Origin of the sequence: Variovorax sp. RO1, assembly GCF_002849325.1 — a bacterium.
Taxonomy (GTDB): domain Bacteria; phylum Pseudomonadota; class Gammaproteobacteria; order Burkholderiales; family Burkholderiaceae_C; genus Variovorax.
The window spans coordinates 217074-243952 of record NZ_PKMT01000008.1 but is presented as its reverse complement, the minus strand read 5'-3'; the positions used below and the strand labels follow the sequence as shown (position 1 = coordinate 243952).

Annotated in this window: 19 protein-coding genes; 17 read left to right on the top strand and 2 right to left on the bottom strand. The window is 67.7% G+C overall.

The features are described 5' to 3' along the window. Positions 1-130 precede the first annotated feature (130 nt). From CY658_RS29390 to CY658_RS29305, 17 genes are all read left to right on the top strand, one after another. Complete coding sequence (locus tag CY658_RS29390) at positions 131-3880, top strand: molybdopterin cofactor-binding domain-containing protein (RefSeq protein WP_101493527.1); 3750 nt, start codon at positions 131-133, stop codon at positions 3878-3880. A gap of 72 nt (positions 3881-3952) precedes the next feature. Further along, on the top strand, positions 3953-5140 hold the full coding sequence (locus tag CY658_RS29385) for a fumarylacetoacetate hydrolase family protein (RefSeq protein ID WP_101493526.1): 1188 nt from the start codon (positions 3953-3955) through the stop codon (positions 5138-5140). Between the two features lie 139 nt (positions 5141-5279). Further along, positions 5280-6365: a type VI secretion system protein TssA gene (gene tssA, locus CY658_RS29380; protein ID WP_101493525.1), complete on the top strand. Its 1086-nt coding sequence runs from the start codon at positions 5280-5282 to the stop codon at positions 6363-6365. 82 nt (positions 6366-6447) lie between these two features. After that, positions 6448-7020, top strand: a complete 573-nt coding sequence (tssB, locus tag CY658_RS29375; protein ID WP_101493524.1) for a type VI secretion system contractile sheath small subunit — start codon at positions 6448-6450, stop codon at positions 7018-7020. Then, entirely contained in the window at positions 7017-8525 is a 1509-nt protein-coding gene (gene tssC, locus CY658_RS29370) for a type VI secretion system contractile sheath large subunit (protein ID WP_101493523.1), read from the top strand. Before tssB ends, tssC begins: the two co-directional genes overlap by 4 nt. A 51-nt stretch (positions 8526-8576) precedes the next feature. Beyond that, positions 8577-9059 carry an Hcp family type VI secretion system effector gene (locus tag CY658_RS29365; protein ID WP_056583653.1) on the top strand — a complete coding sequence of 161 codons (483 nt, stop codon included), beginning with the start codon at positions 8577-8579 and terminating at the stop codon, positions 9057-9059. Between the two features lie 140 nt (positions 9060-9199). After that, the gene (locus CY658_RS29360) at positions 9200-10072 is read left to right on the top strand and encodes a type VI secretion system accessory protein TagJ (protein ID WP_101493522.1); all 873 of its coding nucleotides are present in this window, start codon (positions 9200-9202) and stop codon (positions 10070-10072) included. Further along, complete coding sequence (tssE, locus tag CY658_RS29355) at positions 10069-10611, top strand: type VI secretion system baseplate subunit TssE (protein WP_101493521.1); 543 nt, start codon at positions 10069-10071, stop codon at positions 10609-10611. Before CY658_RS29360 ends, tssE begins: the two co-directional genes overlap by 4 nt. A gap of 127 nt (positions 10612-10738) precedes the next feature. After that, positions 10739-12610, top strand: a complete 1872-nt coding sequence (gene tssF, locus CY658_RS29345) for a type VI secretion system baseplate subunit TssF (protein WP_101493520.1) — start codon at positions 10739-10741, stop codon at positions 12608-12610. Continuing rightward, positions 12607-13770, top strand: coding sequence for a type VI secretion system baseplate subunit TssG (gene tssG, locus CY658_RS29340; protein ID WP_257885017.1), 1164 nt, complete (start codon positions 12607-12609; stop codon positions 13768-13770). Before tssF ends, tssG begins: the two co-directional genes overlap by 4 nt. Continuing rightward, positions 13767-16478 carry a type VI secretion system ATPase TssH gene (gene tssH, locus CY658_RS29335; protein ID WP_101493519.1) on the top strand — a complete coding sequence of 904 codons (2712 nt, stop codon included), beginning with the start codon at positions 13767-13769 and terminating at the stop codon, positions 16476-16478. The genes tssG and tssH overlap by 4 nt, the downstream gene beginning before the upstream one ends. 17 nt (positions 16479-16495) lie before the next feature. Beyond that, on the top strand, positions 16496-18865 hold the full coding sequence (locus CY658_RS29330; RefSeq protein WP_101493518.1) for a type VI secretion system Vgr family protein: 2370 nt from the start codon (positions 16496-16498) through the stop codon (positions 18863-18865). Between the two features lie 11 nt (positions 18866-18876). After that, a complete protein-coding gene (locus CY658_RS29325; RefSeq protein WP_101493517.1) occupies positions 18877-19308 on the top strand; it encodes a hypothetical protein in 432 nt (143 codons plus the stop codon). An 18-nt stretch (positions 19309-19326) separates the two neighbouring features. After that, positions 19327-22038, top strand: a complete 2712-nt coding sequence (locus CY658_RS29320; RefSeq protein ID WP_101493516.1) for a DUF2169 family type VI secretion system accessory protein — start codon at positions 19327-19329, stop codon at positions 22036-22038. Continuing rightward, the gene (locus CY658_RS29315; protein WP_101493515.1) at positions 22035-23084 is read left to right on the top strand and encodes a pentapeptide repeat-containing protein; all 1050 of its coding nucleotides are present in this window, start codon (positions 22035-22037) and stop codon (positions 23082-23084) included. The genes CY658_RS29320 and CY658_RS29315 overlap by 4 nt, the downstream gene beginning before the upstream one ends. A 53-nt stretch (positions 23085-23137) precedes the next feature. Beyond that, the gene (locus tag CY658_RS29310; RefSeq protein ID WP_101493514.1) at positions 23138-23782 is read left to right on the top strand and encodes a DUF3540 domain-containing protein; all 645 of its coding nucleotides are present in this window, start codon (positions 23138-23140) and stop codon (positions 23780-23782) included. 15 nt (positions 23783-23797) lie between these two features. Next, the gene (locus CY658_RS29305; RefSeq protein WP_056583673.1) at positions 23798-24178 is read left to right on the top strand and encodes a DUF4150 domain-containing protein; all 381 of its coding nucleotides are present in this window, start codon (positions 23798-23800) and stop codon (positions 24176-24178) included. Between the two features lie 12 nt (positions 24179-24190). Here CY658_RS29305 and CY658_RS29300 read toward each other — a convergent pair whose 3' ends face one another. Both CY658_RS29300 and tagH read right to left on the bottom strand, forming a co-directional pair. Next, positions 24191-24985 (bottom strand): PP2C family protein-serine/threonine phosphatase, encoded by a 795-nt coding sequence (locus CY658_RS29300; RefSeq protein ID WP_101493513.1) that lies wholly within the window; start codon positions 24983-24985, stop codon positions 24191-24193. Next, entirely contained in the window at positions 24978-26870 is a 1893-nt protein-coding gene (gene tagH / locus CY658_RS29295) for a type VI secretion system-associated FHA domain protein TagH (protein ID WP_101493512.1), read from the bottom strand. Before tagH ends, CY658_RS29300 begins: the two co-directional genes overlap by 8 nt. Positions 26871-26879: the final 9 nt, after the last annotated feature.

The window sequence follows — 26879 nt, the reverse complement described above, 5'->3', positions numbered from 1 at the left end:
CCCTCTGGGAGAGGGCTAGGGTGAGGGCATCGGCCTTCGCACAAGCCCAGCCTATTCGATCGCCGCTGGCCCTCACCCCAACCCTCTCCCAGAGGGAGAGGGAGCAATACGGGGAGAGGGGGCAAAACCAATGACCCGTCGCGCCGACCTGCCGCAAACCCGCGCGGAATTCCTGGCCGCCGACGGCGTGCTGCTCGTGGTGCGCGACGCCCCGCCGCCGCCACCGCCCGCCAAAGGCCAACCCGCCTTCATCGCCAGCAACCCCAGTGAAGGCGATGAAGTGCTGCTCGCGCTGTGGGACGACGGCAGCGTCTCCGCGCTCAACGGCCACGTCGACCTCGGCACCGGCATCCAGACCGCATTGGCGCAGATCGTGGCCGAAGAGCTCGACCTCGGCATGCCCTGCGTGCGCATGATGCTCGGCGACACTGCGCGCGCGCCCAACCAGGGCGCGACCATCGCGAGCGCGTCGATCCAGATCCACGCGCAGCCGCTGCGGCTGGCCGCCGCGCAGGCGCGCGCGTGGCTGCTCGCGCGCGCGGCCGATCGGCTCGGCGTGGCCGTCGATGCGCTGCAGGTGCGCAATGGCGTGGTGCGCGTCACGGAGACGCCAGACCATCACATCAACTACGCGGACCTCGTGGCGCACCAGCGCGCCGTGTTGCGGCTCGACCTCGACACGACACCCAAGAACCCGGCCGACTACCGCCTCGTCGGCACGCGCCAGGCGCGCGTCGACATTCCGGCCAAGCTCGCGGGCGACCTCGTGTTCGTGCACGACATGCGCGTGCCCGGCATGCTGCACGGCCGCGTGGTGCGCCCGCCCTATGCGGGCGCCGACCACGGCGAGTTCATCGGCAACACGCTCGAATCGGTCGACGAATCGTCCATCGCGCACATCCCCGGCATCCGCGCCGTGGTCGTGGTGCGCGACTTCGTCGGCATCGTCGCCGAGCGCGAGGAACACGCCGAGCAGGCGATGCGCGAACTGCGTGTGGCATGGAAGCCCTGGCCCGGCATGCCCGACCTGCGCGACGTGGCACAGGCCCTGCGCGACAACCCGTCGACGCAGCGCTTGCTGGTCGACGAGGGCGATGTCGATGGCGCGATGGCTGCCGCCACGCAGCCGATGCAGCGCACGTATGTGTGGCCGTACCAGATGCACGCGTCCATCGGACCGTCGTGCGCGCTGGCCGACTGGCAGCCCGCGGATGGCAGCGGCATGCAGCTGCGCTGCTGGGCCGGCTCGCAGAACCCGCACGTCTTGCGCGCCGATCTGGCGAAGTTGATGGGCGTGGACGACGTGCAGGTCGACGTGGTGCGCATGGAGGCCGCGGGCTGCTACGGCCGCAACGGCGCCGACGACGTGGCGGCCGATGCCGCGCTGCTCGCGCGCGCCGTGGGCGCGCCGGTGCGCGTGCAGCTCTCGCGCGAGCAGGAGCATGCGTGGGAGCCCAAGGGCGCCGCGCAGCTCATGGAGATCGACGGCGGGCTCATGGCCGACGGCCGCGTCGCGGCCTACGACTTCGAAACCTCGTACCCCTCGAATGGCGCGCCCACGCTGGCGCTGCTGCTCACGCGCACGGTCGAGCCCGTGGCGCAGGCCTACGAGATGGGCGACCGCACCGCGCGCCCGCCCTACAGCTACGACAACCTGCGCGTGAAGGTCAACGACATGGCGCCGATCGTGCGTGCCTCGTGGCTGCGCGGCGTGTCGGCGCTGCCGAGTTCGTTCGCACACGAGTCGTACATCGACGAGCTGGCGACGGCGGCCGGTGTCGATCCGGTGCAGTTCCGCCTGCGGCACCTGGACGACCCGCGCGCCATCGAACTCGTGCAGGCCACCGCGCAGAAGGCCGGTTGGCGCATGCGCACCGGACCGCAGGAGAACGCCGATGGCGGGCTCGGCGAAGGCGGCGACATCCTCTTCGGCCAGGGCTTTGCGTACGCGCGCTACATCCACAGCAAGTGGCCGGGCTTCGGTGCCGCATGGGCTGCGTGGGTGGCCGATGTGGAAGTCAATCGAAAGACCGGCGAGGTGCATGTGCGCCGCGTGGTGGTGGGGCACGACGCGGGGCTGCTGGTCAACCCGGCGGGCGTCGAGCACCAGGTGCATGGCAACGTGATCCAGACCACGAGCCGCGCGCTGATGGAAGAGGTGAAGTTCGCGCCGCAGCAGGGCGCCGCGTCGGGCGGTGCGCAGTTGCCGGGCGTGTTGCCGACCGGCGTGGTCGCGAGCCGCGAGTGGGGCAGCTACCCGATCATCAATTTCCGCGACGTGCCGGTGATCGAGGTGATGCACATGCCGCGGCCGGGCGAGCCATCGCTGGGCGCGGGCGAGTCGTCGTCGGTGCCGGGGACGGCGGCGATTGCGAATGCGATCTTCGATGCGACAGGGGTGCGGTTCAGGTCGCCGCCGTTCACGCCCGAGACGGTGCTGGCGGAGTTGAATCGGGTTTTGCTCCCTCCCCTTCCGGGGGAGGGCGGGGGTGGGGGCGAGCGGCGCTGGAGTGGTGACGCTGCCGTGCCCCCATCCCAACCTTCCCCCGGGAGGGGAAGGAGCAATACAGAAGGCATTTGGCCGCGGCGCAAGGGGCTGTGGGCCACCAGTGCTGCGCTCTTCATCGGCGGCCTCGGCGTCATCGCCGGCCTGCTCGGCTGGCGCTCCGCCATCGCACCCGTGTCGCTCACCGCGCCGGTCTACAGCGAGTCCACCATCGAACGCGGCCGCGTGCTCGCCGCGCTCGGCGACTGCGCCGTGTGTCACACCGCACCCGGCGGCGCACCCAATGCCGGCGGCCGTGCGATGGACACACCCTTCGGCACGCTCTACACGACGAACCTCACGCCCGATGCGGACACCGGTCTCGGCCGCTGGTCCTTCAGCGCCTTCCAGCGCGCGATGCGCGAAGGCGTCTCGCGCGACGGCCATCGCCTGTACCCCGCGTTCCCCTACACCGCGTTCGCGAAGACCAGCGACGACGACCTGCAGGCGCTCTACGCCTACTTCATGGCGATGCCTGCGGTGCGCGCGGAAACGCCCAAGTCCGAACTCACGTTCCCGTTCAGCCTGCGTCCGCTGATGGCCGGCTGGAACGCGCTGTTTCACGACCCCGCGCCGCTGCAGCCTGTGCCCACGCAGAGCGCCGAGTGGAACCGCGGTGCCTACCTCGTCAACGGCCTGGGCCACTGCGGCGCCTGCCACACGCCGCGCAACGCGCTCGGCGCGGAGCAAGGCGGCAGCGCGTTCCTCTCGGGCGCGATGGTCGATGGCTGGGAAGCGCCCGCGCTCACGCAGCTGTCGAAGGCCGCCGTGCCGTGGGACACCGATGCGCTCTACCGTTACCTGCGCAATGGCCACTCGCCGCGCCACGGCATCGCGGGCGGCCCGATGGCCGAGGTGGTGCGCGAACTCGCGCAGGTGCCCGACGCCGACGTGCGCGCGATGGCCGTCTACCTCGGTTCGTTCAACCCCGAGCCGGCCGCGCAGCCGCAGGCGCTCGCGCAACAGGCCATCGACAACGCCGCGCGCACGCAAGGCCAGTTGCTCGGCCCCGCGCAGCGCATGTTCGACAGCGCCTGCGCCTCGTGCCACCACGACGGCGACGGCCCCACGCTGCTGGGCGTGAACACGCCGCTCGCACTCAACAGCAGCCTCACGAGCACGCGGCCCGACAACCTGCTGCGCACCATCCTCGACGGCGTGCGTGCGCCTGCGCACCGCGACATCGGCTTCATGCCCGCCTTCCGCGACGCGCTCGACGACCGCCAGATCGCCGACCTCGCGGGCTACATGCGCGCCCGCTTCGCACCGCAGGAAGCGGCGTGGCCGAACCTGCCTGCCGACGTCGCGCGCGTGCGGGCCGCGCCGGGCCACTGACCCGCGGCGGACGCCGTCCCGAGGCCGCGGCTACGATGGCGCGCAGACCCTATTTCACGGAGACATCCCGCCATGCCATTGAATCTCTCGACCGCTTCCAGCCTGCCCCGCGACGCCGAGCGCGCCACCCTTGTCGGCCGTCTCTGGCAACCCGGCGTGGGCCCGGTGCTGGTGGCCGTGCAGGGCGATTCCCTGCACGACCTGTCGAAGCTCGCACCCACCATGAGTGACCTGCTCGAAGGCAAGGGCTCGCCGGCCGAGGCCGTGCGCGCGGCACTGCAGAGTGGCACCGCACCGCGCATCGCCGCGCTCGAGGCCGTGCTCGCCAACAGCGACGAGAGCACGCGCGACAGCGGCCAGCCCTGGCTGCTCGCACCCTGCGACCTGCAGGTCGTGAAGGCCAGCGGCGTGACCTTCGTGGCGAGCCTGCTCGAACGCGTGATCGAAGAGCAGGCGCGCGGCGATGCCTCGCGTGCCGAGGCCACGCGCGCGGCCATCGGCGATGTGCTCGGTGACAACCTCGCCGACATCGTGCCGGGCTCGCCCGAAGCCATGAAGGTGAAAGAGGTGCTCATCGCGCAGGGCATGTGGTCGCAGTACCTCGAGGTCGGCATCGGCCCCGACGCCGAGGTCTTCACCAAGGCACCAGTGCTTGCGGCCGTGGGCACGGGCGCCGACGTGGGCATCCACGCGGACTCGGCCTGGAACAACCCCGAGCCCGAAGTCGTGCTCGCGGTGAACAGCCGCGGCGAGACGCTGGGCGCCGCGCTCGGCAACGACGTCAACCTGCGCGACTTCGAAGGCCGCAGTGCACTGCTGCTGGGCAAGGCCAAGGACAACAACGCCTCATGCGCCATCGGCCCGTTCATCCGTCTGTTCGATGCGCACTTCGGTATTGCCGATGTGCGCCGCATCACGGTCGCGCTGAACGTGACGGGCCCCGAGGGCTTCACGCTCGAAGGCTCGAGCTCGCTGTCGAAGATCAGCCGCGATCCGCTCGACCTCGTGGCACAGACACTCAACCGCCACCACGCCTACCCAGATGGTTTCATGTTGTTTCTTGGAACGATGTTCGCGCCGACACAAGACCGTCACGGACCGGGGCAAGGATTCACGCATGTCGTGGGCGATCACGTGCGCATTGCCGCGCCTGAATTGGGCGCACTGAACAACTGCGTGGTGCATGCAGATCAAGCGCCTCGGTGGTCTTTCGGCCTCAGTGCCCTGATGCGCAACTTGGCCACTCGCCAGCTGCTGTAGACCGTATTTCTGCACTTTAAAAGCAGATGTACTTCTTTGGAATTCAGAGGCTGCACTTTGCATTCTGTTGCGGTTGACCATGCTTCTTCTTACCCTCAAGATGACTACCATCGCGAGTGGATAAACAAGGGAGTAGCGGTTGCTGTCGAACGAGATCGATCTGTTGCAGACGCCTGTCGAAGGCCCGCTTCCCTGTGGTGAAGATCTGGAATACGACGCCGATTTCATGGCGTTGCAACAGGCGGCCACGGGCAAGCGCGAGCAACAGTTCGGCGACACGATCATTCCCGCCGAACCGCCCGACTGGGCGCGCGTAGACCGCATCGCACGGCAGCTGTGCCTGCGCACGCGCGACCTGCGCGTGCTGGTGCCGCTCACGCTCGCATGGACCGAAAGCAGAGGGTTGCCCGGCTATGTCGACGGGCTGCGCCACGTCGATGCGGTGCTGCAGACTTTCTGGAACGACGTGCATCCGCGCGTCGTCGATGGCACGAACGAAGACCCGCTGCCGCGCATGAATGCGCTGGCCGCACTGGCCGAAGCCGAAGGGCTCGGACGCAGCGTGCGCGATGCGCGGCTGCTCGAAGACGGCGGCACGGCCATGAGCCTGCGGCAGGTCGAGGCGCTGCTCGATTCGAGCAAGAGCGACCAGGTGGACTACCCCGGCGGCGTCGGCCGCCTGCGCGAGGCCGCACGCCGCGCACACGACAAGGCGGCACCGCCGGTGGTGGCGCTGCGTGAGGCTTTGGTACTCCTGCAGCGCATCCGAGAGACCTGCGAGCGCGCGCTGGGCCAGAGTTGGGCGCCCGATTTTTCACGGCTCGAACGGTCGCTGCGCACCGTGGGCCAGTTGCTGCCGGAGCAGCCGCACAGCGAGGTGCCGCAGGCTTCGGCAGTGGGCAGTGCAGAAGACACAAGCGGTGCGGCGCACGTGCACGCACCCGCAGCGCACGTTGCAGTGGCCCCGCCGATGGCCGCGCGTCCGCTGCGCATTCAAGAGATTGAAATATCGGCCCGTGAAGATGTGCAAGTGTTGTTGGAAAAAGCGTGCGAGTTCCTGGAGCGAACGGAACCGAGCCATCCGGCACCCATGCTGATCCGCAGGGCCCAGCGGCTGCTGGACCTCAACTTCTTCCAGATCATCGAAGAGCTCGTGCCCGAGGGATTGCAAAAGATAGAAAGCCTTGCCGGCCGCCCGTTGAACGGCGGCACCGCATCGCCCTAGCGGTCGTTGCAGCCGGCGCGTCCGAACGCCCCGGCACCGGCCGACCGGTACGACCCATGCATTCAGTTTCAAGAGGAAGCTTATGGCAGACAACCGTGTCAGAAACAGTGGTCAGAAGTTCATTGCGCGCAATCGGGCGCCGCGCGTGCAGATCGAGTACGACGTCGAGATCTACGGCAGCGAACGCAAGATCCAGCTGCCTTTCGTGATGGGCGTCATTGCCGACCTCGCCGGCAAGCAGACCGATCCGATGCCCGACCTCGCGGAGCGCGAGTTCATGGCGGTGGACATCGACAACTTCGACGAGCGCATGAAGTCGATCAAGCCGCGCGTCGCGTTCCAGGTGCCCAACACGCTCACCGGCGAAGGCCAGATGAACGTCGACATCACCTTCGACAGCATGGACGACTTCTCGCCCGCGCGCATTGCACGGCAGGTCGATGCGCTGCAGCAGCTGCTCGAAGCGCGCACCGAGCTGTCGAACCTGCTCTCGTACATGGACGGCAAGAACGGCGCCGAGCAACTCATTGCACAGGCGCTGCAGAACCCGGCGCTGCTCAAGTCGCTGGCGTCCGCGCCCAACCCCGCGGTCGCGCAGGCGGCCGCCGATGCCGCAGCAGCAGCCAAGCAAGCCGACGACAGGACCGCATCATGAGCACCGCATCCCAACAAGGCGCGCGCGCCAGGACTGCCACCGTCGAAGCCCTCGAACCCAACGAGTTCTCCGACCTTCTTCAGCGCGAGTTCAAGCCCAAGACCGAGCAGGCGCGCGAGGCGGTGGAGAACGCCGTCAAGACGCTGGCCGTGCAGGCGCTCGAGAACACCGTCACCATCTCGAACGACGCCTACCGCAGCGTGCAGGCCATCATCACGGAGATCGACCGCAAGCTGTCGGAGCAGATCAACCAGATCCTGCATCACGAAGATTTTCAGCAGCTCGAAGGTGCATGGCGCGGCCTGCACTACCTCGTGAACAACACCGAGACCGATGAGCAGCTGAAGATCCGCGTCATGTGTGCATCCAAGCGCGAAGTGGCGCGCTCGCTCAAGCGCCACAAGGGCATCGGCTGGGACCAGAGCCCAATGTTCAAGAAGATCTACGAGGCCGAGTACGGCCAGTTCGGCGGCGAGCCCTTCGGCGCGCTGATCGGCGACTTCCACTTCGACCACAGCCCGCCCGACGTCGAGATGCTCGGCGAGATGGCGAAGATTGCTGCCGCCGCGCACTGCCCCTTCATCGCCGGCGCCTCGCCCACCGTGATGCAGATGGATTCGTGGCAGGAGCTGTCGAACCCGCGCGACCTGACCAAGATCTTCCAGAACACCGAGCACACCGCGTGGCGCTCGCTGCGCGATTCGGAAGACGCGCGCTACATCGGCCTGGCCATGCCGCGCTTCCTGGCGCGCCTGCCCTACGGTGCGCGCACGAACCCGGTCGACGAGTTCGAGTTCGAGGAAGAAACCGATTCGGCGCTGCACACGCGCTACACCTGGGCCAACTCGGCCTATGCGATGGGCGTGAACATCAACCGCTCGTTCAAGCAGTACGGCTGGTGCACATCGATCCGCGGCGTGGAGTCAGGCGGCGCGGTCGAGAACCTGCCCACCCACACCTTCCCGACCGACGACGGCGGCGTGGACATGAAGTGCCCGACCGAGATCGCCATCAGCGACCGGCGCGAGGCCGAGCTGGCCAAGAACGGCTTCATGCCGCTGGTGCACCGCAAGAACTCCGACTTCGCGGCCTTCATCGGCGCGCAGTCGTTGCAGCAGCCGGCCGAGTACTACGACGCCGATGCCTCGGCCAACGCCAACCTCGCGGCGCGCCTGCCGTACCTGTTTGCGTGCTGCCGTTTCGCGCACTACCTGAAGTGCATCGTGCGCGACAAGATCGGCTCGTTCCGCGAGCGCGAGGACATGGAGCGCTGGCTCAACGACTGGATCATGAACTACGTCGACGGCAGCCCCGGCACCTCGTCGCAGGACACGAAGGCCATGAAGCCGCTGGCGGCGGCCGAGGTCCAGGTGGAAGCCATCGAGGACAACCCCGGCTACTACGCCGCCAAGTTTTTTCTCCGGCCGCACTACCAGCTCGAAGGGCTCACGGTGTCGTTGCGGCTGGTTTCGAAGTTGCCGTCCAACAAGAAGGACAGCAGCTAATTCCACTGTCCCGCTACCGGGCAATTCATCGATAACTTTTGGGGGTCAATCATGGCAGTAGACATGTTCATGCGCGTCGAGGGAGCAAACGGTGAGTCCAAAGACTCGAACCACAAGGACTGGACCGACATCAAGTCGTTTGCATGGGGTGCGACGCAGCCGGGCAACATGGTCAGCGGCGGTGGCGGCGGCGTGGGCAAGGCCAGCTTCAACGACCTGCAGGTGCTCGCGCGCATCGACAAGGCCGCGCCTTCCGTGCTGAAGAACTGCGCGAGCGGCAAGCACCTGAGCAAGGTCGAAGTGGCCGTGTGCAAGGCCGGCGGCTCGCAGATCGAATACACGCGCGTCACGCTCGAAGAGGTGCTGGTCACCTCGGTGCAGTACACGGCCGAGCAGGGCTCGGACGCCGTCTTCGTGCAGTACGCATTCCAGGCCGCGAAGGTGAAACAGCAGTACTGGGAACAGACCGACAAGGGCGGCAAGGGCGCCGAGACGGTGCTGGGCTGGAACATCAAGGAAAACAAGGAAGCCTGATTTCCTTCTTGCGCGGCGGGGCCGTGGCCTGCATGGCCATGCAGCCCTCGCCGGCGGTCCACAGCCGTTTGTCTGTCTCTTGCGGCGGCCCTTCGCGGCGCGCCGCCTTTCACCTTTCAGCCAGTCAACGGGGAAGTTTCATGGGCGATGGGTTTGCAGTGCTGGGCGAGCGCTCCGTGGCCGAGCACACCGAATGGGTACAGCGGCAGATCCGCGCCAGTCCCCAGAACGCCGGCCTGCGCCTTGCCCTGTGCCACTTCCTCGCGCTGCGCGGCGAATGGCAGCGGGCCGAAGACCAGCTCAAGCTCGCGACCAAGCTCGACCCCACGTTCACGCCGGCCAGCGTCACCTGCGCGATGGCCCTCAGGGGTGAGCAAGCGCGCAGCGACTTCTGGGCCGGCGGCGGACGCACGCCGGCCATCGTCTCGGGCAATGCCGACTGGGTCGAGCAACTGCTGAGCGCCGCTGCGCTGCCCGCCGAGCGCGCCGATGAAGCCGCCGCACTGCGCGAGGCCGCGCGCGACGCAGCACCCGCGCTGCAGGGCACGCTGACCACCATCGACCGCTCCGACGCACGCGGCGTGCAGGCGCTCGACGGCGAGCCCGCGGCGCACAGCGACTTCGCCTGGCTGTGCGACGGCGATGCGCGCATCGGCGCCGTGCTCGAACTGTTCACGCCCTCGGGCTATGCGTGGCTGCCGCTGCCGGCGGTGCGCCGCATCAAGTTCTCGCGTCCGCAGCATCTGGTCGACCTGCTGTGGGCCCCGGCCGAGATCGAGCTGCACGACGGCCGCGGCCTCAGCGCCCTCGTGCCCGTGCGCTACCCGGGCGCGCTCGACAGCCTCGACGACGAGACCGCGCTGGGCCGCCGCACCGACTGGCAACCGCTCGCGGGCGACGACCAGTTTGCGGGCATCGGCCAGCGCACGCTGATCAGCGAGGCCGGCGACCACTCGCTGCTCGACCTGCGGCGCATCGAGTTCGAAGCCGCAGCGGAAGGCGCGGCGCCATGAGTCCCGCCATCACCGACATCGAGGGCGACGCGCAAGAGAGCGTCGCGCGCGACCGCCTGCAACCGGTGCTGCTCGACCGCCTCACCGACAAGGCGCCGCAGAACGGCCAGGAGCGCGCGGGTGCGTTCCTCATGAGCGGCAAGCTGCTGCGCGACTCGGTGCTGCGCGACCTGCAGTGGCTGCTCAACACCACCAACTTCGGCGCCGACCACAGCATCAACGGCATGCCGCGCGCACGCGGCTCGGTGGTGAACTACGGCGTGCGCGGCTGGGCCGGCGGGCGCATGTCGGAGGTCGACTTCGCCGACGTCGAAGCGGCCATCCGCGCGGCCATCATCGACTTCGAGCCGCGCATCATGAAGGACAGCATCGACGTGCGCTGCGTGACCGATGCGACCGACCTGGAGCACCACAACCTGCTTGCGCTGGAGATCCGCGGCACGCTGTGGTCGGTGCCGTACCCGATCGAATTCATCCTGCGTTCGGAGCTCGATCTTGAAAGCGGGCACATGGTGCTGCGGCCGACGGGAGGGTTGTGATGCGACTGCATGGGTCCTCTTTTCAAGGAACACCGTGGAACCGGCTTTGCCGGGCCACTGGTGTTGCCCCCGGTGAGGGGGTAGGAGTAGCGACACGAAGTGCGCGAAGCCTGGGGGAGAGCCACTGATGGACGCCAAGCTCCTCGACTATTACAACCGCGAGCTCACCTACATGCACGAGCTCGGGGCCGAGTTCGCGCAGCGCTACCCGAAGATCGCGGGCCGCCTGGGCATGCGCGGCATCGAAGTCAGCGATCCGTATGTGGAGCGCCTGCTCGAAGGCTTCAGCTTTCTCACGGCGCGCATCCAGCTCAAGATGGACGCGGAGTTTCCGCGCTTCTCGCAGCGCCTGCTCGAAGTGGTGTACCCCAACTTCCTCGCGCCGCTGCCCGCGATGGCCGTGGTGCAGATCGACGGCAACCTCAATGAAGGCTCGCTGAAGGCGGGCTACGAACTTCCGCGCCACACGCTGCTGCGCGGTCGCATGATCAAGGGCGAGCAGACGGCCTGCGAGTTCCGCACGGGCCATGCCGTCACGCTGTGGCCGATCAAGATCGCGGATGCCAGCCTCGGCCCGGTGCCGGCCGAGATCGCGCACGCGCTGCCGATGGCGGCGCGCCAGGCGAAGAGCGCTATCACCATCAAGCTCGAAGCCGTGGGCGGCGCGCGCTTTGCCGAGATGCCGCTCGAGCGGCTCGAGTTCTTTCTCTCGGGCGCCGAGCTGCATGCGCTGCGCGTGCTCGAGCTGGTCGCCCACCACAGCGTGGCCACCGTGTGCCGCGCCGGCCCCGGCAGCACGGCGCGCATCGTGCCGCTGGGCGACGAGGCGATCCGCCACGAGGGCTTCGACCCCGAGCAGTCGCTGCTGCCCTACGACGCGCGCTCGTTCCAGGGCTACCGCCTGCTGCACGAGTACTTCGCCTTTCCCGAGCGCTACCTGTTCTTCAGCGTGAAGCATCTGCGCGCGGCGGCCTCGGCCATCGGCGGCACCACGATGGAGATCGTGATCCTGCTCGACCGCGCCGACGCCGACCTGGAGCGGTTGGTCGATGCCAAGCACTTCTCGCTGTTCTGCACGCCCATCATCAACCTCGTGCCGCGCCGCAGCGACCGCATCCCCGTCGGCCCGGGCCAGCACGAGCACCATGCGGTGATCGACCGCACGCGCCCGCGCGACTTCGAGATCTTCACCGTCGAGCGCGTCACGGGCCACATGGCCAACGGCTCGGAAGAACGCGAGTTCCGCCCCTTCCTCGGTTCGTTCGCGTCCGACGACGGCGACTTCGGCGCCTACTTCTCGCTGCGCCGCGAGCCGCGCCTGGTGTCCGATCGCGCGCGTGCGCAGGGCACGCGCACCAGCTACACGGGCAGCGAGGTGTATGTGTCGCTGGTCGACCAGCACGACGCGCCGTTCCCGCACAGCCTGCGCCACATCACGATCGACGCGCTGTGCACCAACCGCGACCTGCCGCTGCTGCTGCCGACCGGGCTGGAGTCGGACTTCACCTTGCGCGTGTCGGCGCCGGTGCGCGGCGTGCGCATCCTGCGCGGTCCGTCGCGGCCGTACCCGGCGCTGGCCGAAGGCGCGCTCACCTGGCGCCTCATCAGCCACCTGGGCCTCAACTACCTGAGCCTGACCGACGTCGATGCCACGCAGGGCGCCGCCGCGCTGCGCGAGATGCTCGACCTGTACGGCAACTTGGCCGACCCGGCCGTGCGCCGGCAGATCCAGGGCGTGCGCTCGATGGCGCTGGCGCCGGTGTTCCGCCGCCTGCCCGAGCCGGGGCCGATCGTGTTCGGGCGCGGCGTGGAGATTGCGCTGCAGATCGACGAGGTCGCGTTTTCGGGCGCGAGCCCGTACCTGTTCGGTGCCGTGCTGGAGCAGTTCTTCAGCCGGCACGTGTCGCTCAATGCGTTCACCGAGTTCGCGTTGTCGAGTCTGCAGCGCGGCGAGATTGCGCGCTGGACCCCGCGCGTGGGACGTCGGCCCGCCGTATGAGCACGACCGGCCTCACCGACGACACGATGCCGCGGGTGCTGCCGGCAGAGGCCGAGGTGCGCGACGAGTCGGTCGCCAGTGATGTGCGCAGTCCCACCAAAGCGAAGGCGAAAGCCGCACCGCGCCGCGGCGTGCCCGAGGCCGACCCCGTGCTGTGGGCCCAGCTCGTCGACCAGCCTTTCGAGCACGACCTGTTCATGCTGCTGCGCCGGCTCGATGCGCAGGGCGGCCACCCGCTGCTGGGCCGCGCGCCGCGTCCGCTCGACGAGCCGCTGCGGCTGGGGCAGGAGCCCTCGATGGCGTTTGCACCGTCGAACGTGTCGGGTGTCGAGGTCGACCACGACGGCGCGCCGCGCATCTCGATCTACGGCTTCGGCCTGTTCGGTCCCAACGGCCCGCTGCCGCTGCACCTGACCGAGTACGCACGCGAGCGCAAGCGCCACCACGCCGACAACACGCTGAGCGCGTTCGCCGACCTGTTCCATCACCGGCTGATCCTGCTGTTCTACCGCGCCTGGGCCGACGCGCAGTCGGTCAACAGCCTGGACCGCCCCGACGGCCACCGCTTCGTCGACTACGTGGCCAGCCTCATGAACATGGGGCAGCCCGGCCTGAAGGCGCGCGACCGCATCGCCGACCATGCGCGCACCCACATGGCAGGGCACCTGGTGCGCCAGACGCGCAACCCCGAGGGGCTCATCCAGATCCTGCGCCTGTACTTCGACGTGCCTGTGCGCGTGGTCGAGTTCGTGAGCGACTGGGTGCGCATCGACGAGCGCCAGGTCAGCCGCATCGGCCTGCTTGGGCGCAACCACCGGCTCGGCAGCGGCGCCACCATCGGCCTGGCGGTGCGCGATGCGCAGAGCAAGTTCCGGCTCGAACTCGGCCCGCTGTCGCAGCAGCAGTTCCGCGAGTTCCTGCCCGGCAGCTCGCGGCTGCAGCAGGTGGTCGACTGGGTGCGCCAGTACGTCGGCATCGAATTCGCCTGGGAGCTGCGGCTGGTGCTCAGCAAGCCCGAGGCGCGCGGCATGCGGCTGAGCAGCGACCAGCGCCTGGGCTGGGGCAGCTGGCTCGGCACGCGCCTGTCCGACACCGACGCCGGCGACATGGTGTTCCAGCCCGAGGCGCTCTTTTCCCGCAACGCACCGGCTTCTTCATGACCGACATCCGCCGCGTCTCTCTGTTCTCGAAACTGAATCCGATGCTCTACAAGGCATTGGAAACCGCCACGGCCTTCGCCAAGCTGCGCGGCAATGCCTACGTCGAACTCGTGCACTGGCTGCACCAGATCCTGCAGCTGCAGGACAGCGACCTGCTGCGCATCGTCAAGCGCGCCGGGCTCAACCTCGATGCGGTCGAGCAGGACCTCGTGCGCGCCCTCGACCGCCTGCCGCACGGCGCCACGTCGATCAGCGACATCTCCGAGCACGTCGACCACGCCGTCGAGCGCGCATGGGTCTATGCGAGCCTTCGCTTCGAAGCCACCTCGATCCGCGGCGCCTACCTGCTCGCGGGCATCGTGAAGACGCCCGGCCTGCGCCAGGTGCTCTCGGGCATCTCGCGCGAGTTCGACAAGCTCGTGCCCGACGTGCTGGTCGCACAACTCGCGGCGTGGACCGAAGGCTCGCCGGAAGACGACTTCGACGCTGCTTCGGATGCGGGCTCAGGCGCACCCGTTGCGCAGCACCAGGGCGATGCCCCCGCGGCCGGCGGCTCGGCGCTCGCTAAGTACGCGAGCGACCTCACGGCCAAGGCGCGTGCGGGCGAGCTCGACCCCGTGTACGGCCGCGACGACGAGATCCGCCAGATCGTCGACATCCTCATGCGACGCCGCCAGAACAACCCGCTGCTCACCGGCGAGGCCGGCGTCGGCAAGACGGCCGTGGTCGAAGGCCTGGCCTCGCGCCTGGCCGCGGGCGACGTGCCGCCTTCGCTGAAGGACGTGTCGCTGTGGGTGCTCGACCCCACGCTGCTGCAGGCCGGCGCGGGCGTGAAGGGCGAGTTCGAACAGCGGCTGCGCCAGGTGATCGACGAGGTCGAGAAAAGCCCCAAGCCCATCGTGCTGTTCGTCGACGAAGTGCACACGCTGGTGGGCGCGGGCGGCACCGCCGGCACCGGCGATGCGGCCAACCTGCTCAAGCCTGCGCTCGCACGCGGGCGGCTGCGCACCATCGGCGCCACGACGTGGTCGGAGTACAAGAAGTACATCGAGAAAGACCCGGCGCTCACGCGGCGCTTCCAGACCATCCAGGTGCACGAGCCCACCGAGCCCAAGGCCGTGGTCATGCTGCGCGGCATCTCGGCCGAGCTGGAAAAACACCACGGCGTGCTCATCCTCGACGCCGCGCTCGAAGCGGCCGTGAGCCTGTCGCACCGCTACATTCCCGCGCGGCAATTGCCCGACAAGGCCGTGAGCCTGCTCGACACCGCGTGCGCGCGCGTGGCGCTGAGTCAGCATGCGCTGCCTGCGGCGCTCGAAGATTTGAAGCGGCGCATCGAGGTGCTCGGCATCGAGTCCGGCATCGCGGGGCGCGAGGCGGCGATCGGTGTCGGCGAGCACCAGCGCGTCGAAGACATCGCGGCGCAAGTGGCGGCGGCGCAGGCCGAACTCGCGCTGCTGGAGCAACGGCGCGTGGAAGAGGCTGCGCTGGTCGAGTGCATCGTCGCGCTGCGCAAGCTGCTGTCGCCTGCGGCGGTGCCGGTGCAGGCCGAAGTCGAAGACAAAGACGACCGCGAAGAAGAAGCGCCCGCCGAGCCCGAAAGAACACCTGAATCCCTTCGCGCTGAACTCAACGAAGCGCAAGACCAGCTCGTGCAGCTGCAAGGCGAGACACCGCTCATCCTCGCGGCCGTCGATGCACAAGCCGTCGCCACGGTGGTCGCGGACTGGACCGGCATTCCCATCGGCCGCATGGTGCGCGACGACGCGCAGTCGGTGCTGCGGCTCGGCGAAATCCTGTCGGCCCGCGTGGTCGCGCAGCCCGATGCGCTGGAGACCATCTCGCGGCGCATCCGCACCGCGCGTGCGCGGCTGGACAACCCCAACAAGCCCGTCGGTGTGTTCCTGCTGTGCGGCCCCTCGGGCGTCGGCAAAACCGAGACCGCGCTCGCGCTGTCCGAGGCGCTGTACGGCGGCGAGCAGAACCTCGTCACCATCAACATGAGCGAGTTCCAGGAGTCGCACACCGTCTCTACGCTCAAGGGCGCACCGCCCGGCTACGTGGGCTACGGCGAAGGCGGCGTGCTCACCGAGGCCGTGCGCCGCCGGCCCTACAGCGTGGTGCTGCTCGACGAGATCGAGAAGGCGCACCCCGATGTGCACGAGATCTTCTTCCAGGTCTTCGACAAGGGCTGGATGGAAGACGGCGAAGGCCGCCACATCGACTTCCGCAACACCGTGATCATCATGACGTCGAACGTCGGCACCGACCTCGTCATGCAGCTGTGCGAAGACCCCACGTTGCGTCCCGACCCCGAGCCGCTGGCGGCCGCGTTGCGCGAGCCGCTGCTGAAGGTGTTTGCGCCCGCGCTGCTCGGGCGGCTCGTGGTCGTGCCTTACTACCCGCTGCAGGCCGATGCGCTGCACCGGATCATTCGCCTGCAGCTGGACCGCATCGCGGCGCGCCTGCAGGCCAACCACGGCATTGCATTGGCTTACAACGACAGCGCCGTCGCGCTTGTCGCACGCCGCTGCACGGCCATAGAGTCGGGTGGCCGGATGATCGACGCGATCCTCACGCACACCATCCTGCCCCGACTGAGCGAAGAAGTCATCGGCGCCACCGTCAGTGCGCGCAAGCTCGCCGGCGTTCAGCTGGGCGCGGCGGGCGACGACTTCACGTACGAGTTTTCAGAACGCCCCGCGTAGACACCAGGGAGAGCCGCATGGACAGAGTCGTCAAAGCCCACACCCCGCTCGCAGAAGAACAGCTGCTGTTCCGCTCCATGCACGGCAGCGAAGGGCTGTCGCAGCTGTTCGAGTTCGAAGTCGACTTGCTGAGTCCGAACACCTCGGTCGACATGAAGGGCCTGCTCGGCAAGCCGCTCGGGCTGGAGATCCAGACGCTGAGCGGCACGCCGCGCTACCTCAACGGCCAGATCACGCGCTTCACGATGATCGGCCGCGAGGGCGGCTCCTCGCGCTACACCGTGTACCGCGCCTCGGTGCGGCCCTGGCTCTGGTACCTCACGCGCACCAGCGACTGCAAGATCTTCCAGAACAAGTCGGTGGTCGAAATTCTCGAAGACGTGCTGGGCGAGTACGGCTTCGCCTTCGAGAAGAAGCTCAGCGCCTCGTACCGCCAGTGGGAGTACTGCGTGCAGTACCAGGAGACCGACTTCGCCTTCGTGAGCCGCCTCATGGAGCACGAGGGCATCTACTACTACTTCAAGCACGACAAGAACCAGCACACGCTGGTGCTCGCCGACGACATGAGCGCGCACGAGACGCTGCCCGGCTATCCGAAGATCGGCTACCTCGCGAGCGATCGCGCCACCGATCCCGGCCGCGAAGTGATCGACCAGTGGGAAGTGACCGAAGAGATCCGCCCCGGCACCTACGTGGTCGACGACTTCGACTTCAAGAAGCCCAGGGCCGACCTGCTCAACACGCGCAGCCAGCCGCGCGACAACGACCACGGCCGCTACGAGATGTACGAGTGGATGGGCGGCTACAGCGACGCGGGGCAGGGCGAGCACTACGCGCGCATCCGCCTCGAGGAAGCGCAGGCCCAGGCCGAGGTCGACACCGGCCACACCAACGTGCGCGGCATGGCGCCCGGCTACCGCTTCACCATGCAGAACGCACCGCGCAACGAGGACAACCGCGAGTACCTCGTCGTCTCGGTGATGTACAGCCTGCGCGAAGGCGGCTACGCCAGCGGCGGCATGCAGGGCGAGTACAGCTTTCATTTCGGCGTGCAGCCCACCTCGTTCCCGTTCCGCGCGCGCCGCATCACGCGCGTGCCGAGCACGCAGGGCCCGCAGACCGCCACCGTGGTCGGGCCGCCCGGCGAAGACATCTGGATCGACAAGTACGGCCGCGTGAAGGTGCAGTTCCGCTGGGACCGCTACGGCCAGCGCAACGAAGACAGCTCGTGCTGGGTGCGCGTGTCGAGCGCGTGGGCGGGCTCCAACTTCGGCGCCGTGAACCATCCGCGCGTGGGGCAGGAGGTCATCGTCGATTTCATCGCCGGCTGCCCCGACCGGCCGATCATCATCGGCCGCGTCTACAACGCCGACCAGATGCCGCCGCTGGAGCTGCCGGCCAAGGCGACGGTCAGCGGGTTCATCAGCCGCACGATCAAGGGCGACGGCGAGCTGGCCAACCACTTCATGATCGACGACGACCCCAGCAACGAGTCGATCAAGATGCACGCGCAGAAGGATTACAGCCTCAACGTCGAGAACAATGAAACACACACCGTGGACGGCACGCGCGTGACGGTGATCGAAGGCTCGGACACCTACACGACCAATACCTCGCTCGATGTGACGGTCAACGGGCCGCACACGCTGACGGTCAACAAGGGCGCGCCGCAGAAGATCACTGTCAACGGTGGCGATCAGTTCATCAAGGTGGACGGTGGCAACCAGCAGATCGATGTCATCGGGAATCAGACCATCCACGTCACCGGCAAGCGCAAGGACACGGTGGACGGCGGTGAAGAGCGAATCATCGGCACGTCGCTCAAGGAAGACATCGATGGCCCGCAGAACACCACGGTGCTCGGTCTGTATACCGAAGAAACCAAGGGCAAGAAGGTGACGGTCAAGGGCGACGAGGACTATCTCGTCAAGGGAGTGCAAAAGGTGCATGCGGACACGTCGTTGACAACGACAACGGATGGCCCGATGCACCTGGAAAGCACCGCGGACGACATCACGATCAAGTCACCGACCAAGATCATCCTGGATGCACCTCATGTGGAGGACAAGTCGGCCAAGAAGGTGACCTTCACGGACTGGGGCATCGCCTTCAAGGGCTTCAACATGGGGATCACCGGGATCAACGTGAGCATCAATGGCGCTGCCGTATTCCTGAATGGGAGGGTGATCAGCGTCGCCGCCCAAAACGTGGGTTTCAACGCCTACTCGATCACGGGCGCCATCAACAAGTTCGACATGTTTTCCGCCAGCGGTGCGATCGGCCTCTATACCGCCACCAAGACCCTTTTCACGACGGACAACCCTGCGCATAAAGTCGACTACTCCCAAGTCAGGGTGAACCCCAGAGGCATCACCGTCTATCTCTGAGCCTGGGGCGCATGTTGGATCTTTTCGCTATGTGGTTCACTGAGTACTGGTATCTGATTGTCCCCATCGCTGTCGTCGTGCTGCTGCCGTTCGTGCTGACCACGCTGGCCAAGCGCTATGTCTTGCGCGTGACGCATCTGCAGCGTGTGGTCAACCGCCACGTGATGGGTGCGGATCTCGCCGAGCGAGTGCTTCGTACGGGCCAGCCGGCCGTAGCGAGGGTGCTCGAGAGCTATGACACGGCCATGCGGGTCGAGCGTATCTATATCCTCGTGCGGCTCAAGCTCCAGGTACAGCCTGAGGGCGGATTGCCTGCCTACGAGACCGAACTGGTCGCCCCGATCAGCCCGGTGAAGCTCGCCGACTTCGCACCGGGGCGCTCCGTGAAGCTGCGCTTCGACCCGGTCTCGCGCGAGATCGCCATCGACCAGCCGATGCGCTGAAGCAGGCGCGTTGCCCCCATGAAGACCATCAAGCCCTTTCGCCTGAGCATCCTCACGCGGCCCTTCCGACGGCAGCGGCAAGACCTGCTGGGCGTCTCGGTCTTCGCGATGGCCAGCCTGGCGCCCGAGCCCTTGTTGATGCCCGACCAGGATCTCTGGAAGCTGGCGGCCGACGAAATCGGGCCCGGCAACGTGCTGGACCTGGGCGTGCCCAAGATCGAGCCGGAGTGGCTGGTCAGCGGCTATGCGTACACGGCGCATCAGGACGACAAGACACTGTGCGCGGCCCAGGCCGTCTTCCAGGGTCAGGCCAAGTCGGTGCTGGTGAGCGGTGATCGCTACTGGCTTGACGGCCGTGCGACGCCTGCCCAGCCTTTCGAACGCCTGAGGCTGGATTGGGCACATGCCTATGGCGGCCCGAGCGAGCCCGACAACCCGGAAGGCATCGGCAGCTTCGATGAAACGATCAACGGCGTACATACGCGCCGGCTTCCCCATGTCGAGTTGCCCGGCGCGCGTCAGGACGCACCCGGGCGGCGCATCGTGCCTGCGGGTTTCGGCGCCATACCACCCGATCGCCCGCAGCGGCTCGCGCTGATGGGGCGCGCCTACGACCAGCAGTGGCTGCAGCACGACTACCCGGGTTTCGCCGAGGACATGGACTGGCGCTACTTCAATGCCGCACCTGCCGACCAGCGCCTGCCCGGCCAGCGCGAGTTGCCGCCGGGCGCCGCCTACGAACTGTGGAACATGCACCCCGGGCAGCCGGTGATGCGCGGTCAGCTGCCCGATTGGCAGGCGCGCTGCTTCGCCAGCTTTCAGAAAGACGGTGGCGCGCTGTCGGAAATTTCGCTGCGCCTGAGCACGGCCTGGTTTTTTCCGCACGCCGAGCGCGTCATTTTGGTCTGGCACGGTGCATCGCCCATCGCGGAGGATGACGCGGCCGACGTCAAGCACATCATGCCCGCGCTCGAGTTGCGCAATCAGCCGCGGCCGCTCGCCCACTACCAGCAGGTGCTGCAGCAGCGCATCGATCCAGCCAAGGCGGTGCTGGTCCTGCGCGACAGCGACCTGGTCCCCAAGGTGATCATGGGGCCATGGGCAGGCGACCAGATGCCCGATATCGCCTCGCTTCCGATGGTGCGCAACCTGCGCGCAGGCCGGCAGCGCGAGCACGAACGCCTGCGCGCCCGTCTGCTGGCGCAGGGCCTGGATCCCGAGCAGCATCTGCCGCCCCTGTCCGAACCGGATTTGCAGCCGCCTGCCTCCATGGACGATCTGCCCGACTTCGCCGAGAAGGCCGACCAAGCCCTCGAGCAGATGCGCAAGGCGGCCCTTGCCCGCGCCGCCGAGGACCGCGCAAAGGCCGTCGCACACGGGATGCCCGCTGCCATCCAACCCGATATCGATATCCCGCCGCTGTCGCAGATGGATCCGCGCAAGCTGTCCGGCGAGATCCAGGCGAGCATCGACAAGGCCATGACCGAGGTCACGGCGCGGACCGGCAAGCCTGTGCAGCGCCGATTCGACCCGGACCGCCTGCTGCGTGACCTCGCGCGCCTCGAGGAAGACGCGGCGCGCGAGCGCCGAACACCCCTCACACCCGACGAGGCCGCCGAAAGCGCGCGGCTGCGCGAGCAGGCCGGGCACAGCGCGCGCATGGGGCACCTCCACGGCGCACACCTGCTCGAGCCGGCGCCGCCGGCCAGCAGCCTGCGCTCCAGGCGGCTGCGTCGGCGTCTGGAGGCCGCAGCCAGCGGTGAGCGTCGTTTCGCAGGCATGAGCTTCGTCGGCGCCAACCTCTCGGGCCTGGATCTGCGCGGTGCTGACTTCACGGGAGCGAACCTCGAAGACGTCGACTTCAGCGACGCGCGGCTCGATGGCTGCAACTTCACGCGCGCGGTGCTTGCGCGGGCGCGGCTTGTCCGGGCTTCGCTCACCGATGCGCGGCTGGACGAGGCCAATCTGGGTGGCGCGCAATGCGAAGGCGCGAACTTCACGGGTGCGAGCTTCGTGCAGACGCGTTGCAACAAGACCATTTTTCGTTCCTGCGTGCTGGCGAAGGCAGTGTTCAACCAAGCCGATCTGTTCGAAAGCGAATGGGCGCGTTGCGATGCGCGCGGCTCGCACTGGGAGCAGATGGCGATGGTCAAGCTGGCACTGGAAGATATGGCGTTCGACAACGCCGCGTTCAAGCAGGTGAGCTGGATCGAGTGCAGCTTCAAGGGGACATCCTTCGTCCGCGCCGCGCTGAACGCCTGTGCTTTCGTCACCCTCGATGCGCAGGAGGGGGTCGACTTCACTGAGGCCAGCCTCGTCACCTGTTCCTTCGTCCATGGCTGCAGCCTGGTGCAGGCCGTGTTCTGCGCCGCTTCGCTCAGGCAGTGCGGCCTGCGCGGCGCCATACTGGTTGGCGCCGACCTCGCGAAGGCACGCCTTGACGGCTGTGACTTCTCCGAGTGCGACCTGCGGCGCGCGCGGCTGGAGGGATTGCATGCCGGCGAGAGCCTGTTCATTCGCGCGGACTTGCGCGAAGCCTCGTTGCGCGGTGCCAACCTCATCGACGCCAATCTTTCCAAGGCCGACCTGCGCTTTGCCAGCCTGCAGGACGCCAATTTGTTTCGCGCCGACGTGTCGCAGGCCGCCATCGATGGCTCGACCACCTTCATCGGCGCCTACACCCAAGGCGCCAAGACCTTGCCCGCACGAAGGATGGACAAGGTTCGATGACAGTCGAAGAACTTCTGGACAAGATTCGGCATGGCGAACCGGTGGTCAGAGCGAGTCTCGCGGGTCAGGACCTCAGCGGCGTCGACTTGTCGGGGGCGCAGATGGAGCACGTCGACCTGAGCAGGACGAATCTGCGTGGCGCCAGCCTCGACGACAGTTCGCTGGCGCAATGCAACTTCGATCAAGCCGACCTGTCGGCGGCCAGCTTGAAAGACGTGCGCGTGTTTCGGTGCCGGTTGGAGGCCGCGCAACTCGGCCGCGCGTTCATGCTGGACACCAACTTCTTCGAATCGTCGCTGGCTCACGCGGATTTCGGGAAGGCGCAAATGGAGCGCGTGGCTTTTGTCAGATGCGAGCTCGGGCATGCGGTGTTGAAGCCCAGCATTTGCGATCAGATCGTCGTCACCGAATCACGGGTCGACCAGCTCGATTGCCGTGGGGCGAAGCTGCTGCACCTGATGTTCTATCGCATGGATCTGCGCACGGTGGCGTTCGCCCAGGCCCAATGCGATGGTTCGATCCTGATGGAGTGCAATCTCGAAGGCCAGCGCTTGGCGCACACCGCCTTCCTGCGCTGCCAGTTCACCGACAGCGCGATGGCAGGTGTCGATTTCAGCGGCGCCGTGCTGACGCAGAGCAACTTCAAGGGCGCCACGCTGACCCAGGCGAACTTCAGCGCAGTGGATGCCGCCCAGACGATGTTCCCGGAAGCCGATCTGCGTGAGGCGAATTGCAGCGATGCCATCTTCGATCAGTCGATCTGGGCCGACGCCCAACTCGAAGGTGCCGATTTCAGCCGCTCGCGCCTGCCGCTGAGCGTGTTCCATCGCGCGCACGCGAGCGGTGCCAGCTTTCGCGACGCGGACCTGCACGATGCTGATTTTTCCTATGCCGACCTTCATCACGCGGATCTGCGCCATGCACGTTTTCTGCGCACTCGCTTTCATCGGGCCGCGCGCGCAGAGGCGCGGTTCTCGGGAGGCGGCGGCATCATCGAAAACGATGCGGAGCTGTTCAAGGCTCAAGAGATCCATCCGCCGCGCTGATGCCCCCAGGCCTGTCCCTTCCACTGTTGACCCATCGAAACAAGGAGACCTCCATGTCAGTCGTTTCACTGCATAAAGCCTCGAAGCTGACGGCTCCGGTTCACTTCCAGGGGGTGGTCGCCGCACTGCTGCCGGATGGACGTGTCACCGTCGACGACGAGCAGGGTGCTGTCTGGGTGTGCCGGCGCGCGGCGAGCTGCCTGCTCAAACCGGCCTGCGGCGATACCGTGCTGGTGTCCGGTCCCGACAGCGCGCGAACCTACCTGATCGCCGTGATCGAGCAGGCCGATGCGTCGTCAAGCTGCATCGAGGCGGCGGGCGACGTCACCTTCGCGTCTGCCGGCAACGGTCGGGTGACCATCGCGAGTGCCTCGGAGCTCAGGCTTCGCGCGGACAAGCGCTTTGTACTCAAGGCAGAAGAGGGCGAGTGCGACATCGGTGAACTGCGGCTGGTGACGCGCTCCGTGCAGGCCGCGGCCGGCAGCGTCCGACTGGTCGGCAAGGTCTTCGAGACCGTGGCTGACCGCATCGTGCAGATGGCGCGTCAGACGCTGCGCCTGACGGATGAAGTCGACCAGGTGCGTGCGGGCCACATGGACTACAAGGCCAGCGAGACGGTGCGCATTCATGGCCACCACACGGTGGTCACCGGCCAGGAGCTGGTGAAGGTGGACGCGGCTCAGATCCACATGGGCTAAGCGAGGAGGTACCCGATGTTTGCCAACTGTCAGCTCATGGGAATGGACATGGCATTCCCCGACGTCTGCAAGACGCCGGTGCCCATTCCATACCCGAACATGGCCATGGGGCCGATGGCTGTTCCGAATGCCTGGAACATCCTCTTCATGGCGATGCCGGCACACAACATGGCCACGACCACGCCCATCACCCTGGGGGATCAGCCCGGGGCCCTGGGCGGCGTGGTGTCGCAGACGTTCATGCAGCAATCGCGTCATGTGACAGGCGCGTTCACCGTGCTTCTCAAGGGCACGCCGGCCACGCGGGTCACCAGCATCACGACGCAGAACCGTTGCAACATCGTCGGCATGCGCATCGTGCCGAGCCAGTACAAGGTGCTGATGCTGGCGCCCTGAGGGCGCGTCGATTCAGACCGTCCCCGCCAGCGTCACCTGCTGCGGCGACCCCACCCACACCGCCAACGCCGAGTAGTTGTCGCGCGACTCGTCGGCCTTCGCTTCGGCCGCGCGGCGCAGCAGTGCGAGCCACTCTTCCGCGCTGTCGGCGAGTTGCAGCGATCGCTCCATCACCTGCTGCGAGATGAGCTGCCAGAGCCCGTCGGTGCACAGCAGGAACGCATCGCCGTCGGCGAGCCGCTGCGGCGTCGACACTGACGTCTCCGCCGTCGCGCGCGCACCGAGCGCGCGGTACAGCAGGTTGCTCTTCACCAGTCGCTCGCCGCCGTTGGCGCCCTGGCCCGCGGCGGCTTCGCCGGAGCGTTCGGACAGGCTGTGGTCTTCGGTGCGCTGCATCAGCGCGCCGCGGCGGAACCAGTAGAGGCGGCTGTCGCCGACGTGGGCCCAGCAGGCCTCGCCGGTGGCGCGGTCGACGAACAGCGAGACGATGGTCGCGCTCATGCGGTTCTGGTCGGCCAGCTCGCGCTGCTTGGCGAGCACGGCGTCGTTGGCCTCTTTCACGGCGTGGCGAATGTCTTCGGCCGCGACGGACGGGTGGTCGACAAAGGTGTTGAGCGCGGTGTCGACCACGATGCGTGAGGCCAGCTCGCCGCCCGCGTGGCCGCCGACACCGTCGCTCACGACGAAGCAGGCGTTGCGTTCGTCCAGGTGGTAACCGATGGCGTCCTGGTTGCCGCTGCGCTCCCCCACGCACGAGAACTGCGAGGTCGAGATGGGCACGGCGAAGGCGTGGGTGGCTTCAAGCACGGCGCGCCTCCTTCAAGCGTTCCATCTCGCGGTCGTAGGCCTGCTGGAAGGCGCGGCCGAAGACGGCCTGGAAGTCGTCTTCGACGGCGGCCGTGGTGTGGGCGTGCAGCTGTTTCAGCTGGCGCCACAGCCGCGCTTCGCGACCGCCGGGCAACAGCTTCTCGCCGAACCCGCCGTCGTGCGGCGTGGCCTGGTCGAGACCGCCGGGGTCGAAGCGGTGCAGCAGCGTGAGCAGCGCGGCGCGCATGCCGGCGACCATGCCCAACTGGTGCGACTGCAGGTCGCCGAGTGCATCGTGCACGGCGGCCTCGGGCGTGAGAAAGCCGGGCATGCGCGCGCCGAACATCTGCATCAGCACGGCGCGGCCGTTGGGCAAAATTTTGAAGGGGTTGTTCTCTTCGTCCACGATCATCGTGATCTCGGCGCGCACCTCGCGCTTGAGCATCGCGCGCGACGACAGCAGCTCGATGGTGCCGTCGGTGAAGGCGCGCATCAGCCGGCCGAGGTGGCGCATCGCATCGGCATCGAGCGGCTGCTGGCCCGCGATCTCGGGGACGCCGGCGCCTTCGAGAAAGGCCTTGAACAAGTCCTCGCCGGAGGAGGGCGGGCGTGGCGATGCGGGCGCTGGCGCAGGGACTGCAGCGACTGGCAAGGCAGGCGGCTCTTCATCATCAGGCACGGCGGGCTCTGCGACTGCGGCGGGAATCTCCGGCGCTGCGGCAACGGCAGGCGCCTCTTCAATCGGCGGAACCTCTTCCACAGGCTCTGGCATGGCGACCGATGGCGTGATCGCCACCGGCTGCGGCGGATTGAACTGCGACGTCATCTCACGCGCATGGTTCGCGAGGCTGTGGCCTGTTGCGGCTGGCGGTCGCGCGATCAGGTCCATCGCAGGGTGCACGTCGTCGAGCGGGTTCTCCTGCGTCAGCGCCGTGGGGCGCGGGTCGGACAGCGGTGAGGGCGCATCGCGGTCTTCGGCGAAGAAGGAGAGCGGGTCCATGCTGCGCTTGAGCGCGAGGTCGGACAGGCCCTGTGTCGACTGCGGGTTCAGCTCGGCGAGCGGATCGACGGGGTTGCGCTGCGCCTGCGAGGGCAGGGCGAAGGGTTCCTGCGCCATCGGGTCGGGCATCGGCGCCTGTGCATCGTCGGCGCGGCGCGGTGCGTTCGCGAGGATGGCGTCCCAGTCGGCGGCCGACGGCATCTGCGCCGACACCTGCGTGGTCGCGGGAGCCGATGCAGCAGCGGAAGAAAACGGAGGCGGTGGTGGCGGCGGTGCGGGCAACGGCGCAGGTGCCGGCGCATTCACCGGCGCAGGCGCGAAGGTCGGCATCGCGACCGTCGTCTCGGGCAGCGCATCGCCGATGGGCAGCGCGCCTTCGCCGAACAGGTCTGCAAAGACATCGGACGCCGGCGATGCAGCAGGCAGCAGCGCGCTGATCGAAGGCGAAGGGGCCGGCGCTGCAGACATGGACACGGGCAACTCAGGCGGCGGCTCCGTGATCGGCGCGACCGGATGTTCGCTGAGCGGTTCGGTGATCGGAGCCTCTGCGATCGCAGGTGGCGCTGCCTGTCGGGCATTCGCTGCTTCAAGCACGTAGCTGCCGATCGTCACGCGATCGCCTTCCGCGACGCGCGACTCTTCTTCATGGCGCAGCGTGCGTCCGTTCACGCTGATCGGCAACACCGCGCTCATGTTGCGGACCACGGCGGCGCCCTCGTCGTCGAAGCGCACGGTGGCCTGCAGGCGCGAGATCTGCCGCTGTTCGTCGGGCAGCACGAGGTGGTTGTCGGGGCTGCGGCCGATGGTGCCGCCCGGGGCGGCGAGCAACGCCGAAGGCCCCGAGGCCACGGGCGTGCCGCCGTGTTCAATCACTGTCCAGCGCATGGCATCTCC

What these genes read in the sequence shown, in the direction of transcription:
- tssC (WP_101493523.1), top strand. Translation starts at nt 7,017, where the DNA reads ATGAGCACCGCATCCCAACAAGGCGCGCGCGCCAGGACTGCCACCGTC.
- tssH (WP_101493519.1), top strand. Translation starts at nt 13,767, where the DNA reads ATGACCGACATCCGCCGCGTCTCTCTGTTCTCGAAACTGAATCCGATG.
- CY658_RS29390 (WP_101493527.1), top strand. Translation starts at nt 131, where the DNA reads ATGACCCGTCGCGCCGACCTGCCGCAAACCCGCGCGGAATTCCTGGCC.
- CY658_RS29310 (WP_101493514.1), top strand. Translation starts at nt 23,138, where the DNA reads ATGTCAGTCGTTTCACTGCATAAAGCCTCGAAGCTGACGGCTCCGGTT.
- CY658_RS29315 (WP_101493515.1), top strand. Translation starts at nt 22,035, where the DNA reads ATGACAGTCGAAGAACTTCTGGACAAGATTCGGCATGGCGAACCGGTG.
- tssF (WP_101493520.1), top strand. Translation starts at nt 10,739, where the DNA reads ATGGACGCCAAGCTCCTCGACTATTACAACCGCGAGCTCACCTACATG.
- CY658_RS29385 (WP_101493526.1), top strand. Translation starts at nt 3,953, where the DNA reads ATGCCATTGAATCTCTCGACCGCTTCCAGCCTGCCCCGCGACGCCGAG.
- CY658_RS29305 (WP_056583673.1), top strand. Translation starts at nt 23,798, where the DNA reads ATGTTTGCCAACTGTCAGCTCATGGGAATGGACATGGCATTCCCCGAC.
- tssE (WP_101493521.1), top strand. Translation starts at nt 10,069, where the DNA reads ATGAGTCCCGCCATCACCGACATCGAGGGCGACGCGCAAGAGAGCGTC.
- tssG (WP_257885017.1), top strand. Translation starts at nt 12,607, where the DNA reads ATGAGCACGACCGGCCTCACCGACGACACGATGCCGCGGGTGCTGCCG.
- CY658_RS29325 (WP_101493517.1), top strand. Translation starts at nt 18,877, where the DNA reads ATGTTGGATCTTTTCGCTATGTGGTTCACTGAGTACTGGTATCTGATT.
- CY658_RS29320 (WP_101493516.1), top strand. Translation starts at nt 19,327, where the DNA reads ATGAAGACCATCAAGCCCTTTCGCCTGAGCATCCTCACGCGGCCCTTC.
- CY658_RS29330 (WP_101493518.1), top strand. Translation starts at nt 16,496, where the DNA reads ATGGACAGAGTCGTCAAAGCCCACACCCCGCTCGCAGAAGAACAGCTG.
- tssB (WP_101493524.1), top strand. Translation starts at nt 6,448, where the DNA reads ATGGCAGACAACCGTGTCAGAAACAGTGGTCAGAAGTTCATTGCGCGC.
- CY658_RS29365 (WP_056583653.1), top strand. Translation starts at nt 8,577, where the DNA reads ATGGCAGTAGACATGTTCATGCGCGTCGAGGGAGCAAACGGTGAGTCC.
- CY658_RS29360 (WP_101493522.1), top strand. Translation starts at nt 9,200, where the DNA reads ATGGGCGATGGGTTTGCAGTGCTGGGCGAGCGCTCCGTGGCCGAGCAC.
- tagH (WP_101493512.1), bottom strand. Translation starts at nt 26,870, where the DNA reads ATGCGCTGGACAGTGATTGAACACGGCGGCACGCCCGTGGCCTCGGGG.